This is a genomic window from Parageobacillus caldoxylosilyticus (genome assembly GCF_019272935.1).
GTDB lineage: Bacteria > Bacillota > Bacilli > Bacillales > Anoxybacillaceae > Saccharococcus > Saccharococcus caldoxylosilyticus.
Genome location: NZ_CP040553.1, coordinates 2,595,854 through 2,611,212, shown reverse-complemented (window position 1 = coordinate 2,611,212; position 15,359 = coordinate 2,595,854). Strand labels below are relative to the sequence as shown.

Annotated in this window: 15 protein-coding genes, 1 tRNA gene and 1 other annotated feature; all 16 genes read right to left on the bottom strand. The window is 45.2% G+C overall.

All coding sequences use genetic code 11. The features are described 5' to 3' along the window. Window positions 1–5: 5 nt before the first annotated feature. Window positions 6–1,553 (bottom strand): 2-isopropylmalate synthase, encoded by a 1,548-nt coding sequence (locus BV455_RS13260; RefSeq protein WP_218687267.1) that lies wholly within the window; start codon window positions 1,551–1,553, stop codon window positions 6–8. After that, window positions 1,540–2,565: a ketol-acid reductoisomerase gene (ilvC, locus tag BV455_RS13255; RefSeq protein WP_218687266.1), complete on the bottom strand. Its 1,026-nt coding sequence runs from the start codon at window positions 2,563–2,565 to the stop codon at window positions 1,540–1,542. Before ilvC ends, BV455_RS13260 begins: the two co-directional genes overlap by 14 nt. A gap of 28 nt (window positions 2,566–2,593) precedes the next feature. Continuing rightward, window positions 2,594–3,112: an acetolactate synthase small subunit gene (gene ilvN / locus BV455_RS13250; RefSeq protein WP_026078488.1), complete on the bottom strand. Its 519-nt coding sequence runs from the start codon at window positions 3,110–3,112 to the stop codon at window positions 2,594–2,596. Further along, window positions 3,091–4,824, bottom strand: coding sequence for an acetolactate synthase large subunit (ilvB, locus tag BV455_RS13245; protein ID WP_017435473.1), 1,734 nt, complete (start codon window positions 4,822–4,824; stop codon window positions 3,091–3,093). Before ilvB ends, ilvN begins: the two co-directional genes overlap by 22 nt. 75 nt (window positions 4,825–4,899) lie before the next feature. After that, window positions 4,900–5,169, bottom strand: a binding site (T-box leader). A 21-nt stretch (window positions 5,170–5,190) separates the two neighbouring features. After that, window positions 5,191–6,090, bottom strand: a complete 900-nt coding sequence (gene ilvE, locus BV455_RS13240; RefSeq protein ID WP_061579366.1) for a branched-chain-amino-acid transaminase — start codon at window positions 6,088–6,090, stop codon at window positions 5,191–5,193. Window positions 6,091–6,358: 268 nt separating this feature from the next. Continuing rightward, window positions 6,359–6,432: transfer RNA gene (locus BV455_RS13235), tRNA-Arg, on the bottom strand. A gap of 218 nt (window positions 6,433–6,650) precedes the next feature. After that, window positions 6,651–7,160, bottom strand: a complete 510-nt coding sequence (locus tag BV455_RS13230) for a metallophosphoesterase family protein (protein WP_026078486.1) — start codon at window positions 7,158–7,160, stop codon at window positions 6,651–6,653. Window positions 7,161–7,167: 7 nt separating this feature from the next. After that, window positions 7,168–7,773 (bottom strand): XTP/dITP diphosphatase, encoded by a 606-nt coding sequence (locus tag BV455_RS13225; protein ID WP_042406526.1) that lies wholly within the window; start codon window positions 7,771–7,773, stop codon window positions 7,168–7,170. Then, window positions 7,770–8,540 carry a ribonuclease PH gene (gene rph / locus BV455_RS13220; RefSeq protein ID WP_017435468.1) on the bottom strand — a complete coding sequence of 257 codons (771 nt, stop codon included), beginning with the start codon at window positions 8,538–8,540 and terminating at the stop codon, window positions 7,770–7,772. The genes BV455_RS13225 and rph overlap by 4 nt, the downstream gene beginning before the upstream one ends. Before the next feature lie 141 nt (window positions 8,541–8,681). Next, window positions 8,682–9,758 (bottom strand): GerMN domain-containing protein, encoded by a 1,077-nt coding sequence (locus tag BV455_RS13215; RefSeq protein WP_017435467.1) that lies wholly within the window; start codon window positions 9,756–9,758, stop codon window positions 8,682–8,684. Between the two features lie 99 nt (window positions 9,759–9,857). Continuing rightward, window positions 9,858–10,652 carry a glutamate racemase gene (racE, locus tag BV455_RS13210; protein WP_017435466.1) on the bottom strand — a complete coding sequence of 265 codons (795 nt, stop codon included), beginning with the start codon at window positions 10,650–10,652 and terminating at the stop codon, window positions 9,858–9,860. Window positions 10,653–10,661: 9 nt separating this feature from the next. Then, entirely contained in the window at window positions 10,662–11,105 is a 444-nt protein-coding gene (locus tag BV455_RS13205; RefSeq protein ID WP_042406531.1) for a MarR family winged helix-turn-helix transcriptional regulator, read from the bottom strand. 256 nt (window positions 11,106–11,361) lie between these two features. Further along, window positions 11,362–11,586 (bottom strand): helix-turn-helix domain-containing protein, encoded by a 225-nt coding sequence (locus BV455_RS13200; RefSeq protein ID WP_017435464.1) that lies wholly within the window; start codon window positions 11,584–11,586, stop codon window positions 11,362–11,364. Between the two features lie 504 nt (window positions 11,587–12,090). Then, window positions 12,091–12,852, bottom strand: a complete 762-nt coding sequence (gene sdhB / locus BV455_RS13195) for a succinate dehydrogenase iron-sulfur subunit (RefSeq protein ID WP_017435462.1) — start codon at window positions 12,850–12,852, stop codon at window positions 12,091–12,093. Between the two features lie 3 nt (window positions 12,853–12,855). Beyond that, window positions 12,856–14,613, bottom strand: a complete 1,758-nt coding sequence (gene sdhA, locus BV455_RS13190) for a succinate dehydrogenase flavoprotein subunit (RefSeq protein ID WP_081159617.1) — start codon at window positions 14,611–14,613, stop codon at window positions 12,856–12,858. Window positions 14,614–14,648: 35 nt separating this feature from the next. Then, window positions 14,649–15,257, bottom strand: coding sequence for a succinate dehydrogenase cytochrome b558 subunit (locus BV455_RS13185; RefSeq protein WP_017435460.1), 609 nt, complete (start codon window positions 15,255–15,257; stop codon window positions 14,649–14,651). Between the last annotated feature and the right edge of the window lie 102 nt (window positions 15,258–15,359).

Genomic DNA, 15,359 nt, shown 5'->3' with positions numbered 1-15,359 from the left:
CCGTTTTATTGCATTGCGACTTTTTGGTTTTCCATACGCATCGTTTCAATCATAAATACACGGTTAACAGCGTTAATATAGGCTTTTGCGGATGCTTCGAGCACATCCTGCGCCGTGCCGCGCCCGCTCGTTTCGATGTCGTTCACCCGCATCTTCACAAACACTTGCGCCAGCGCATCGCGTCCGCCGCTGACCGATTCAATCCGATAGTCCAGCAACGTAATCGGCGTTTTAAAGCAGCGCTCTAACGTGTTATACAATGCTTCGACGCTGCCCGCTCCCGTAGCTGCTTCTTGAATCTCTTTTCCTTCTCCGTCTTTTAGCACAACCACCGCGGTCGGAATTTGGTTCGTGCCATATTGGACTTGAATCGAAGATAATTGATAAAAATCTTTAAAGTGGTCAAATTTTTCTTCGAAAATAAGCGCGACTAAATCATCATCGGTAATGTCCTTTTTCTTATCGGCAAGCTCTTTAAAGCGAACGAACAATTGATTGATTTCTTCATCGGACAAGGTATAACCGAGCTCTTCCACACGGTTGCGCAATGCGTGCCGTCCGGAATGCTTGCCAAGCACCATCGAGTTCGATTGAACCCCGACCAGCTCCGGCGAAATAATTTCGTACGTTGTTTTTTCTTTTAGCACGCCATCCTGATGGATTCCCGATTCGTGGGCAAACGCATTTTTGCCGACGACCGCTTTATTTGGCGGAATGACCATGCCGGTTAATTTGCTCACTAAATTGCTCGTCCGTTTAATTTCTTGCAGGTTCAGGCGTGTTTCCGCCTGGTAGTAATCTTTGCGGATGTAAAGCGCGACCGCAATTTCCTCGAGCGCCGCGTTTCCTGCCCGTTCACCGATTCCGTTGATCGTTCCTTCCACCTGCGTTGCCCCGTGCTCAATAGCGGCTAAAGAGTTGACGACCGCCATTCCCAAATCATCATGACAATGAGCGGAAAGAGATACTTTTTCAATATTCGGAACATTGTTGCGTAAAAAAGTGAAAATATTTCCGTATTCTTTCGGAGTAATATACCCTACTGTATCTGGGATATTAATAACCGTCGCTCCTGCTTTGATCACTTCTGTAATAATCTTAGCCAAAAACGGAAGTTCACTGCGGCAGGCGTCTTCCGCCGACCATTGCACAATCGGAAAATAGCGTTTCGCATATTTGACCGACTCTACCGCCGTTTCAATGACTTGTTCCGGCGTCATCCGCAATTTATGAATCATATGAATCGGAGAGGTGGCGATGAAGAGATGGAGCCGCGGCTCCGCTCCGCCTTTTAACGCCTCCCACGCCGTATCAATATCGCTCTGCACCAAGCGGGAAAGCCCGGTGACAGAGCATGTCTTGATCGTTTCCGCAATTTGTTTGACCGCTTGGAAATCCCCCTTTGAAGCGGCAGGAAAGCCCGCTTCAATGATGTCGACGCGAAGCCGCTCAAGCTGGCGGGCGATCTCCAGCTTTTCTTGCAAATTCAAATTCACTCCAGCCGACTGCTCACCGTCACGCAATGTCGTATCGAAAATATTAATTTTTCGCACTCGTGACCACCTCATCTTTCTGTTTTGCTTTGACAAACGGCATCATGCTGCGCAATTCACGGCCGACGATTTCAATGAGGTGTTCGTTTTCGCGACGGTTGATCGCATTGAACTCTGGACGGTTCGCTTGATTTTCCAAAATCCAGCCTTTGGCGAATTTGCCTGTTTGAATGTCATGAAGAACCTTTTTCATTTCCGCTTTCACTGCATCGTTGATAATGCGCGGCCCAGAAATGAAATCTCCCCATTGCGCCGTATCGGAAATCGAATGGCGCATCCACGCAAGGCCGCCTTCGTAAAGCAAATCGACGATTAATTTCATTTCGTGCAGACATTCAAAGTAGGCTAATTCCGGCTGATACCCTGCTTCGACGAGCGTTTCAAATCCTGCTTTAATGAGCGATGTTAATCCTCCGCACAATACCGCTTGTTCGCCAAATAAATCCGTTTCTGTTTCTTCTTTAAACGTTGTTTCCAACACTCCCGCTCTTGTCGCGCCGATTGCTTTCGCGTAGGCAAGCGCTGTTTCTTTTGCTTCTCCTGATACATCTTGATGCACCGCAATTAATGCCGGCACGCCTGCTCCTTCTGTATAGGTGCGGCGCACTAAATGTCCCGGGCCTTTCGGCGCGACTAAAAAGACATCGACATATTCAGAAGGAACAATTTGGTTAAAGTGAATGTTAAATCCGTGCGCAAAGACCAGCGCATTTCCCGGCTGAAGCTCTGGCTCGATCTCTTCTTTGTATACACTTGGCTGCTTTTCATCCGGCAGCAACACCATCACGATATCAGCTCGTTTTGCTGCTTCGCGAACGCTATATACCGGAAAACCGTCTTTTTCCGCTTGTTCCCATGACTTCCCTTGGCGAAGGCCGACGATCACGTTCACTCCACTGTCGCGAAGATTTTGCGCATGCGCATGTCCCTGCGAACCATAGCCGATAATCGCCACCGTTTTTGATTGTAAGTATTTCTCATTTGCATCTCCGTTATAGTAAACTTTTGCCACTGTTCCTCTCTCCTTTTTTCATTGTTTTTTAGATAATGAAAGCAGTTTTATACGTAGCGGCTGTTTTTTGAGAGCCGCGTGTAAACGCTGTTGTACCTGTTCTTGCCACTTCTTTAATTCCGTAAGGCCGCAATAACTCAATAAGAGCTTCTACTTTTTCGGATTCGCCTGTTACTTGAATAACAAGGCTATCTTTGCTTACATCGACAATCGAAGCGCGGAATGGTTCAATAAGCGTATAAATCTCTTGGCGAAGCGCAGGAGTTACGGATACTTTCACGAGCGCCAGCTCGCGCGCGACGATCGCTTGCTCGGTAATATCGTTGACTTTAAGCACATCAATTTGCTTGTTTAACTGCTTAATAATTTGTTCGGCCGTCCGCTCGTCTTCGACATTGACGACAAAAGTCATGCGGGAAATTCCTTCGATTTCTGTATGGCCGACGGTAATGCTTTCAATGTTATAATGCCGCTTTGTAAATAACCCGGTAATGCGGTTGAGAACACCAGGACGGTTATTGACAGTCATTGTGATAATTCTCCGCACGCTTTCACCCCCACCATTTCATGCAATCCTTTTCCAGGCGCAACCATTGGATAGACGTTTTCATCCGCTTTAACATGGAAATCAAGTAAAACCGGACCGTCGATCGCAAATGCTTTCTTCAGTACCTCTATTGCTTCCACCTCCGTTTTCGCCCGGAAGCCCGGCATATTGTATGCTTCTGCTAGTTTTACAAAATCCGGCTGATTCGGAATGAGAGAATGGGAATATCGTTTTTCGTAAAAAAGTTCTTGCCATTGGCGAACCATGCCGAGTGCTTGATTATTGATGATGACCACTTTAATTGGCAACTGCAGCTCTTGAATAACCGATAGCTCTTGGAATGTCATTTGAAAACCGCCATCACCCACAATGGAAACAACCGTAGCATTTCGGTCCGCCAGCTGTGCGCCAATCGCCGCCGGGAGGCCAAATCCCATCGTTCCGAGCCCGCCGGAAGTCACCCAGCGGTGTGGTTTATTAAACTTGTAGTATTGCGCCGCCCACATTTGATGCTGGCCAACGTCGGTAGTAATAATGGCTTCCCCGTTCGTTAATTCATAAATCATTTCCACTAGTTTTTGCGGTTTAATCGTTTGCGCATCTTCTTCGTAATAAAGCGGAAATCTCCGTTTCCATTCATTTAGCTGACGCAGCCATGCGCTTGTGTCCGCCGGCTTTCCTTGCTGATGAATTAATTCTTGCAAGGCTGCTTTTGCATCGCTGACAATCGGAATTTTTGTCGGCACGTTTTTCCCGATTTCTGCCGGATCAATATCAATGTGGGCCACCGTCGCCTTTGGCGCGAAATATTTTAAGTTTCCTGTTACGCGATCGTCGAATCTTGCTCCGATATTAATAAGCAAATCGCATTCATAAAGCGCCATGTTCGCTGTGTATGTGCCGTGCATGCCAGCCATGCCTAAAAACAATGGATGATCGGCTGGAAATCCGCCCAATCCTAGCAATGTATGAATAACCGGGATGTTTTGTTGTTCCGCATATTGCCGCAATTCATTGGAAGCATTGGCATGCAATACTCCTGCCCCGGCTAAAATAACTGGTCTTTTCGATTGGCTTACCGCTTCGACAAGACGACGGATTTGCAAGTGGTTCGGCTGGGTGGTCGGCTGATAGCCCGGCAAATGAACTTCTTGTTCGTAATCAAACTCTCCCTCTGCTGTCGTAATGTCTTTCGGAATATCGATGAGCACCGGGCCAGGTCTTCCTGTTGTAGCAATGTGGAACGCCTCTTTAATAATTTTTGGCAGCTCGCTAATATCGCGGACTTGATAATTATGTTTCGTGATTGGCATCGTAATCCCGACGACATCCGCTTCTTGAAACGCATCCGATCCAATGACGCTGGTTGCCACTTGGCCGGTAAATACAACAAGCGGCAGCGAATCCATCATTGCATCTGTTAAACCTGTCACAATGTTTGTTGCTCCCGGGCCTGATGTAGCGATGACCACCCCTGGCTTTCCGGAAATGCGTGCATATCCTTCGGCTGCATGAATCGCACCTTGTTCATGTCTCGTTAATACATGGAACACTCCCGATCGATATAACTGGTCATAAAGCGGAAGTACGGCGCCGCCCGGATATCCGAAAATCACTTCTACCTTTTCCGCCTTTAATGCTTCGATGAGCATCAGCGCTCCGCTCATTTTCATTTTTTCTTTTGCCTTTTCCTCCACTTTCATCCTCGTCATGCTCGATCCTCCCCTGTCTTTTTCATCACATATGAAAAAAACCTTTTCGCCCACGATGGCCTACTTTGTTTCGGCCAAAGGGGCGAAAAGGTTTCCTTTCCGCGGTACCACCCTTCTTCGTGGTCATACCGACCACCTCAGGAGCAATTGGAAAGCGTCCAATTGCTCTTTTTAATAACGAGTGAAGCAAATGCTGCCCCACCCGTCCAACCCTACTAGTCGCATGACGTTCAGGCTGGCACTCAGAGGTGAGTTCATCAAGCGGCAACATCACCGGTTTCCAGCTCCCCCGGCTCTCTGTGGATGTTGTCCCCGCTGACTACTTATCCTCTTCAACGCTTTTTCTTATCCAATTATCATGGTTCATTACCCGACATTCACATTCGTCGGATATACTTTTACCCCTTCGGAAACGACACGGCGTCTAAATTCTTCTAGAAGCCGTTTTGTATGCGGCCCTGGAACCCCTTCACCGATGACACGTCCATCGACCTTCACCACGGCGATCACTTCTGCGGCCGTTCCGGTTAAAAAGACTTCATCGGCCACATAAACGTCATGGCGGGTAAACGGCTCTTCTTTTACAACATAGCCAAGGTCTTGGGCAATCTCGATAATCGCTTGGCGCGTAATTCCTTCAAGTGCCCCGACATATCCAGGCGGTGTATACACGACATTGTCTTTAATGATAAAAACGTTGTCTCCTGAGCCTTCGGCGACATACCCTTGATCGTTTAAAATTAACGCCTCGCTTACATTCGCAAGATGGGCTTCGATTTTGACAAGGACGTTATTCAAATAGTTCAGCGATTTTACTTTCGGACTGAGCACATCCGAGCGATTTCTTCGCGTTGCTACCGTCACCACTTCAATCCCTGTTTCATATAAATGTTTAGGGAACAATGCTAACGGTTCAGCAATAATCACTACTTGCGGCTTTTGGCAATTATACGGATCAAGCCCTAAATCGCCGACTCCACGCGAAACAACAAGGCGAATGTAGGCATCTTGATATTGGTTTTTTCGTATCGTTTCGACAACATAATGGATCATTTCTTCTTTCGTATAAGGAATGGTGAGTAAAATCGATTTAGCGGAATTGTATAGGCGATCTATATGCTCACGCAATCGAAATACGTTGCCGCTATAGACGCGAATACCCTCAAATACACCGTCGCCATACAAGAAGCCGTGATCATATACGGAAATTTTTGCGTTCTCTTTTGTTACAAATTCGCCGTTTAAAAAGATCCATTGTTCACTCAATTTTGTTCCCCTCTTCCTTGATAAGTGCGACGCTTCCATTCATCCAGCACCTTGATGATGATGGATCGTTTGATTTATTTGAAAATTATAATAATCCGAAAATAAGAGGGAGTCAATAGCATTTTTTTGAATATTTTGATTCGTTAGACTATTTGTATGCGCTTACATATCGATGAAATCAATGGTTTTCCATCGTTAAAAAAATTTTTTGTCCGTATAAAAGTAAAAACCTCCTTTTCGGTAAACCGAAAAGGAGGTTTTTGTTCAGCGTCCCAGGAGAGATTCGAACTCCCGACCGACGGCTTAGAAGGCCGCTGCTCTATCCAGCTGAGCTACTGGGACATAGTATTATTACACTCCTATTTTTTAATTAGCTGCCTCTTCCTCTACTAGCTGACTCAGAGAAGCTGGATGCGTCGAGACAACTCGTAGTGAATTCATGGATGTAATGCTCGTCACTACTGGGACATAAATAAAAATTATTATTTGTCAAAGACATTATATATTATAAAAAAGTTTTTTAGTAAAGTCAAGATAGGGAGAGCGGGGGAATGCCCCGCTCACATGGTAAATGTTTTTGCAAGCGACGGTATTTCCTTTCCATCAAGGTCGTAAAATTGCACGGTTGCTTTTCCGTTTTCGATTTGCAATAGTGCGTATGTCTTTTCTTTCCGTCCTCTTGGCAATAAGATGCTGCCCGGATTGATAAACAAGATATCATCGATTTTTTCGGCTCCTGCGATATGGGAATGGCCGAAACATACGACGTTGGCCTTTGTCTCTTTGGCTCGATAGTACAAGTTCAGCAATGACATTTTGACGTTATAAAGATGGCCGTGAGTGATGAAAAAGCGGATGCCTTCCACCTCTTCGATTCGTTCGTTTGGAAATGCAGCGGTAAAATCACAATTTCCGCGCACGATGAAGAAATGGGCGATTTCTTTGTGATCAGGAGACAATTCCGAATCTCCGCAATGAATGAACACGTTTGCTTGATGCCGGTGGCGCTCGGCAATTTCCTCCAGTTCTTTTGTTAATCCATGGCTATCGCTGACAATTAATGCTTTCATCATTCCCTTACTCCTTGCCGTTTATGATTTCATCCCATTGTTTATCTAATTTTTCCAACGCCTTGGCCCTATGGCTGATTTGATTTTTCTCTTCCGCCGACAATTGCGCCATTGTTTTTCCCTTTTGCGGGATGTAAAAAATCGGATCATAGCCAAACCCGTTTTCTCCTTGCGGCTTTTCGGCAATGTATCCTTCACACGTTCCCTCGACGACCGCGGTGCGCCGCCCTGGAGCGGCGACGGCAAGCGCGCAATGGAAACGGGCGGTTCGCTTTGCGAAAGGAACCCCTTCTAATTCTGATAACACTTTGGCGATGTTTTTTTGATCATTCTTTTCTTCACCGGCGTAGCGGGCGGAATACACTCCCGGCCTTCCGCCTAACGCGTCAATCGACAGACCAGAATCGTCGGCAATGACCGTCGTGTTGAAATAGCGGGCCATCGCTTCCGCTTTTAGTATCGCATTTTCGGCAAACGTGTTTCCTGTTTCTTCTACATCAGGGCAATTGGGAAAGTCAAGAAGCGATTTTACTTCAACTCCTCTTTTTCCAAGAAGTGCTTGAAACTCTCGTGCTTTTCCAGCGTTTTTTGTCGCGATAATGACTTGTTTCATGATGCATTCCCACTTTCTTCGCTTCGTTTCATGTCAATTTGCGCGGCAAGCTCTCCTAACGTACTCCGCTGAATTTCAATCAGCTGCTGAATTCCGAATTGCGCCGTATCTAACAGCTCATTTAATTGCTCGCGGGAAAATGTCGCTTCTTCTCCTGTCCCTTGAATTTCAACAAAGCGTCCCGCTCCTGTCATTACCACGTTCATGTCAACCTTGGCACGCGCGTCTTCGCTGTAGTTTAAATCAAGAATAATCCCGTGTTCCGGATCGATTCCGACGGATGTTGCCGCAAGAAAATCATGGACGGGAAGTTCATCTAGTTTCTTTTCCTCGACTAATTTGGCAAACGCCAATACCATTGCTACGTATGCTCCTGTAATCGATGCGGTCCGCGTTCCCCCATCTGCTTGAATGACGTCGCAGTCAATCCATACTGTTTTTTCACCCAACTTGTCCAATTGCACGACAGAACGAAGCGCTCTTCCGATCAGGCGCTGGATTTCCATCGTGCGCCCTGACACTTTTCCTTTGCTGGACTCCCTAACATTCCTCTGCTCCGTCGCCCTCGGCAGCATCGCATATTCCGCCGTAATCCATCCTTTGCCGCCGCCGCGCATAAACGGCGGCACTTTATCATCGATGCTCGCCGTACAAATGACTTTCGTATCGCCAACGGTAATCAGTACAGATCCTTCTGCATGTTTAATGAAATGTTTTTCCATATGTACAGGGCGTAATTGCTTGTTGTCTCTGCCATCAATCCTCATCAAAAAACCTCCTTTGCCATAAAAAGAAAGAGGTAGAACACCGTCTACCTCTTTTTTATATCATAATATTGCATCTAACCGCCAGCGGCTCCATTACGTTTACACCTTATTTTTCTGACATAATATAAAACTTTGTATTGCTTAGAAGCTGCCTGTGTTCACATTTGTTGGCCTTGTTACAGGTTTGGCTAACGGTTTGCCGTCTTCTCTTACCAGATTGGCTTTCCCATTTACCGTAATAGAGACGCTTTCAATTCCTTGTTGCTCCGTCAACGACAGGACAAGGGAGTTTAGCACAAGATCGGAAATGACATTTTTCTTATTGCTGCCGTAAATCGCTTCGTTAAAGTTTAATGTCACTTTTCCGTCTTCGTATTTTGGTTTTTCCAATAGTTTAGTATCTGGCTGAAAACTGCTGACAAGTCCGCTGCCGTAGTCCGGACCTTTAATTAACTCATTCACCGCAGCGGTAATATTGTCTTTTTCTTTATTGGATACGCGCCGTGTTACTGGAACGTAGTACGTTTCATTTCCTTGCTGTGCGACAAAATAGACGGTAACTGGGTGAGTGTTTGTAATATCATTGACGCCGTTAGCTTCGATATTAATTCCATCCGCACGGCTGACCCCGCCTTGGATAGGGGTTTTGTTGACTGGCATCACATCTTGGTCATAACCGTTAATACGAATTTTGACTCTTTTTACATTATCAAACTGAGTCAGCGTCCACGTAATGGCTTGTAAAATTTTTTTCTCGTCTTCTGGTTTATAATGGGCAAATTCTGGAGAAAAATCGGCAATAAGCGTCCCATCCTTCTCCAACTTGGTCCCTAACACTGTTGTACCTGCCGGCAAGACAGCACGAAACCCATTTGGTAATATTTCAGAAACAGGGCCGTCTTCGACTAAATATTCCAACACTTGCTTCGCTACTGCCTTTGTTTTTGGCAATTCTACCGTTTGCGGCACGACAAAGCCATTTTTATCAATTAAGTAAAGTTCGCGTTTAACGGTTTCTGTTGCTTTTTCTTTCTCCTGTTTTCCCTCGTTCTCTTTCGTTACTTCCTGCAGCGATTGACCATCTTTCAAGTAACTGACATCTTGCGGCGGATCAATTTCTTTTACGGCATCATCCTTTTGAAATAACCCACAGCCGCTAAGCAATAACAGCGATGTCACGACGGATGCGGCTAATTTCCATGATCTCCGATTGAACATGAAAGTTCCCTCCTACTCATAGTTTGTACTACTATGTATACGAGCCTTTTAGAAAAATAGAATAAAAAAATCCTTTAGCTTTGACGCTAAAGGATTTTTTTATAATTCGATCGTTTGTACGTGTTCGACTGGTCTTCCAAACCATTTCGATGCAATTTTTTCGAACAGCTCCTTCGACCCGGTTGTGAAAAATAAATGTTCCACCTCACGCTGCCCTGTATAAAGCAGATGGCTGTGGTGCAAAATTGCGCTCACTTCGCGTGCTGTTTCACCACCGGAGCAAATCAGTTTTACACGTTTTCCCATATATTCTTGAATAAGAGGACTTAACAAAGGGTAGTGAGTGCATCCTAAAATAAGGACATCAATATTACTTGATTTAAACGGTTCAAGTGATTCAGCAACTATTTTTCTTGCTTCTTCTCCTTCGAAGTTTCCACTCTCTACAAGCGGAACAAACTTCGGACATGCTAAACTTTCAACATGAACTCGATGGTTAATGGACTTCAGCGCCTTTTCATACGCGCCGCTTTTTACCGTACCAATTGTACCAATCACACCAATATGCCCGTTTTTCGTCACTTTTAGCGCCGCACGCGCTCCGGGATGTACCACGCCTAATACCGGGATATCGAGCTGTTCCCGAATTTCGTCTAATACAACAGCTGTTGCTGTATTACAAGCAATCACCAGCATTTTAATATTATACTGCAATAAATAATTCGTCATTTCCCATGTGAATTGACGAATTTCCTGTTCAGGACGCGGTCCATATGGACAACGCGCTGTATCCCCAAGATAAATAATCTGTTCTTTTGGCAATTGCCGCATAATTTCTTTTGCAACTGTTAATCCGCCAACTCCTGAATCAATAACTCCGATTGGTCTTTCCAAGTGATCGCCTCATTCTTTCTTGATTTCTTGATGTAGTTTACGCAAGCATTTTTCTAAAAAAACAATTTCGTCACCAGAAAAATGTTGTAGTACTTGCGCCAAATCATGTTGGCGCTTTTGAATCACTTCTTCAATAATTCGTTCCCCTTTTTCAAGGAGATGGATGCGAACGACCCGTCGATCATGCTTATCTTTTACTCTAGCAACAAGGCCGTTCCGTTCCATTCTGTCCACTAAATCAGTTGTTGTGCTGCATGCCAAATACATTTTGTTCGATAATTCGCCGATCGTCAAGTCCCCTTCTTCCAACAGCCATTGCAACGCGACGAATTGCGGCGGCGTGATTGGATATTGCGTTAAAATTTCACGGCCGCGCTGCTTTAAATTCGCAGCAATATACCGAAGCAGCTTTTCCAACTCAGCGACGGTCTTTTCATCCATCGAAAGCGGCATACGATCTCCCCTACAAAACTACATTTATATTTTTAACGTTTTTTTAAAAAAATGCAAGAATGATGTCAGACAACCGAATCCCTTTACGTTGTTCGACATGATTCGATATATTTCATTTTACACCACTTTTTTCTATAATCAATATAAAAATTCATCTTATCCATTCATCAGCATATTATACGATAAACGACTTTTCGATCATGGACCAAAAAAGATAACAAACCGGCCACCTTAAAATAAGGTAAGCCGGCATTGTTTATAGTTCAAGCTCCCCCATTCGAAGCAACTCGATAACAGCTTGCGAGCGCCCCTTTACTCCAAGCTTTTGCATTGCGTTCGAAATGTGGTTGCGAACCGTTTTTTCGCTAATAAACAATTCTTGCGCAATTTCCTTTGTCGTCTTATCCTGCACTAATAATTCGAATACCTCTTTCTCTCTTTTTGTCAGTAACGGCTTTGGTTGAAATGATTTATCCTTCAAGTGTTGTAACCCTCCTTGCTTCACTAGACCTGAACTACCGGATGGGTATTTACTCACCATATACTATGTGAAAACGAGGGTTACGGTGACGGAATTTCGCTTATCTAATAGAAAAATAGGTGTTTTTTCTATACAAGCGCCGCCTGGAACTGTTGAAGCATTTGTCTCATCCCATCACTCCATAGGACACTTTTCCCGGTATACTTATTTTGTTGATGTAATCGATTTGCTTCATCCCCTGTGCCTCCTAATAGAAAGAGGGTGTCTCAAAAGTGACTGCTTTTAGGACACCTTTACTTTTGTTTGACAAAAAAATAAGAAAGCCGTTCCTCTCTTGGTATAATAGAGTCAGTCACCATAACTCACCGCCGCAAAAGAAAAGAAAGAGGCTGAAGCGATTTTTCTTGACAAACATCCAATAACAACCAAAAAGAGAAAAAAGAAAAGGAGAGGCTGACTTCAAAAGGTCGGTTCAGCAACCTTTTGCGCCAGCCTCTCCCATCATTACACTTCGTCGCTTCCAAAGAAATCGCGGAACATTTGAATCGTTGTTTCACGGTTTAGTGCGGCAATGGACGTCGTAAGCGGAATACCTTTTGGACAGGATTGCACACAGTTTTGCGAGTTGCCGCAGTTCGCCAAACCGCCATCTCCCATGATTGCTTTCAGCCGCTCTGCTTTATGCATCGCGCCTGTCGGATGGGCATTAAAGAGACGAACTTGTGACAGCGGAGCTGGGCCGATAAAGTTGGATCTGCTGTTGACGTTTGGACATGCTTCCAAACATACGCCGCATGTCATACATTTCGACAGTTCGTATGCCCATTGCCGTTTCCGTTCCGGCATGCGTGGACCAGGACCTAAGTCGTATGTTCCGTCAATAGGAATCCATGCTTTTACTTTTTTCAGCGAGTCAAACATGCGGCTGCGGTCGACTTGCAAGTCCCGCACAACTGGGAATGTGCGCATTGGTTCCAAACGGATCGGCTGCTCTAATTGATCAATTAACGCCGTACATGCTTGCCGCGGCTTGCCGTTAATGACCATCGAACAAGCGCCGCATACTTCCTCAAGGCAGTTCATTTCCCATACAACTGGGGTCGTTTTTTGACCTTTCGCGTTCACCGGATTACGGCGAATTTCCATCAGCGCAGAAATGACGTTCATATTCGGACGATATGGAATTTCAAATTCTTCTTCGTATGGCGCAGAATCAGGACGGTCTTGACGTGTTACAATGAGTCGAATCGTTTTTTTCTCGCTCATAGTTTATTTCACTTCCTCTTTCTTTTTCGTGTAGTCGCGTTTGCGTGGCTTAATCAGCGATACATCGACATCTTCATAATGGAACGCTGGGCCATCCGGAGTGTAGCGAGCCATCGTTGTTTTGAGCCATTCTTCGTCATTTCGCTCTGGAAATTCTGGTTTATAGTGCGCACCGCGGCTTTCATTGCGGTTGTATGCCCCCAATGTAATAACGCGAGCAAGTTGAAGCATATTGTACAGCTGGCGAATAAATGTCGCTCCTTGGTTGCTCCATTTGGATGTATCGGTTACGCTGATATTTTTATAGCGCTCAAGCAATTCTTGAATTTTTTCATCTGTTTTCAGCAGCTTGTCATTGTAACGAACGATCGTCACGTTTGCTGTCATCCATTCCCCAAGCTCTTTATGCAGCACGTATGCGTTCTCTGTTCCATCCATCGATAAAATGTTGTTCCAGCGTTCTTCTTCTTGTTTGACGTAGCGATCGTACAACAATGACGGCATTGCGTCTGCCGATTTTTCCAAACCGCGAATGTAGCGGACTGCGTTTGGACCAGCGACCATACCTCCGTAAATCGCTGACAATAAGGAGTTAGCTCCAAGACGGTTCGCGCCGTGGATCGAATAATCGCACTCGCCAGCGGCAAACAAGCCTTTAATGTTTGTCATTTGATCATAATCGACCCATAAACCGCCCATCGAATAGTGCACAGCCGGGAATACTTTCATCGGCACTTTGCGAGGGTCTTCTCCCATAAATTTCTCATAAATTTCGATAATTCCGCCGAGTTTTACATCAAGCTCTTTCGGATCTTTATGGGAAAGATCGAGATATACCATGTTTTCGCCGTTGATGCCAAGCTTCAAGTCGACGCAGACGTGGAAAATTTCCCGTGCTGCAATATCACGAGGAACAAGGTTCCCGTAAGCCGGATATTTTTCTTCAAGGAAGTACCATGGTTTCCCGTCTTTATATGTCCAGACTCTTCCGCCTTCCCCGCGGGCAGATTCACTCATCAAACGCAATTTATCGTCCCCAGGGATCGCCGTCGGGTGAATTTGGATAAACTCCCCGTTTGCATAATAAGCACCTTGCTGATAGACGATCGATGCGGCCGAACCGGTATTGATGATGGAGTTCGTCGATTTACCGAAAATGACTCCTGGTCCGCCTGTCGCCATAATGACTGCGTCCGCAGGAAACGCTTTAATTTCCATTGACTTTAAGTCTTGTGCGACAATGCCGCGGCAAATTTGTTCATCATCTAAGACAACACCCAAAAATTCCCATCCTTCATATTTCGTTACAAGCCCGGCTACTTCATGACGACGTACTTGTTCATCAAGGGCATACAAAATTTGTTGGCCTGTCGTTGCTCCTGCGTAGGCAGTACGGTGGTGCTGTGTGCCGCCGAAACGACGGAAATCAAGCAACCCTTCAGGAGTACGGTTGAACATGACTCCCATGCGGTCAAGCATATAAATGATGCTCGGCGCTGCCTCACACATCGCTTTGACCGGAGGCTGGTTCGCTAAAAAGTCGCCGCCATATACGGTATCGTCAAAATGTTCCCAAGGAGAATCGCCTTCCCCTTTTGTATTTACCGCACCGTTAATCCCGCCTTGCGCACAGACAGAGTGAGACCGTTTTACAGGCACGAGCGAGAACAATTCTACAGGTACCCCTGCTTCCGCGATTTTAATGGTTGCCATTAGACCAGCTAGACCGCCGCCAACTACTATGATTTTTCCTTTTTTCATTGCTACTCACTCCCTAAAAGATTGCTAGTTGTCAATCAGGCAAATGCTAAAATGGCACGAATGCCGACAATAGAAAGCGCAACAAAAATAATCATCGTTAAATAAGTGAAAACTTGTTGTGAACGAGGAGACACCGTTAAACCCCAGCTTACACAGAAAGACCATAAACCGTTGGCAAAGTGAAACACCGTTGACAAAATTCCGACAATATAAAAGCCAAGCATAACCGGATTGTCCACGATATTGGCCATCATTTCATAGTTTACTTCCGCTCCAAACGCGGCTTGAACGCGCGTTTCATACACATGCCATGTCACAAAAATTAACGTGATAATTCCCGTAATCCGCTGCAGCATAAACATCCAGTTACGGAAATATCCGTAATTTCCGACATTAAATTTCGCCGTAAAAGCAATATAAAGACCATAAATGGCATGGAACAGCAGTGGAAGAAAAATGACAAATATTTCTAAAAAATAACGAAACGGTAAATTCTCCATAAAAGAAGCCGCCCGGTTAAACGCCTCTGGTCCTCTTGTCGCAAAATGGTTTACGACCAAATGTTGTACTAAAAAGATCCCTACTGGAATGACTCCTAACAGTGAATGGAGCCGACGGTAATAAAATTCGCGATTTCCTGCCATATGTAAACCCCCTTTAATAAATAAACAGTGAAAAAATCGTGTGCTCCCCATCCACAATGAGTGAAATGTAACGGCTTCCATTTCCATTAATCATTGTGTCAC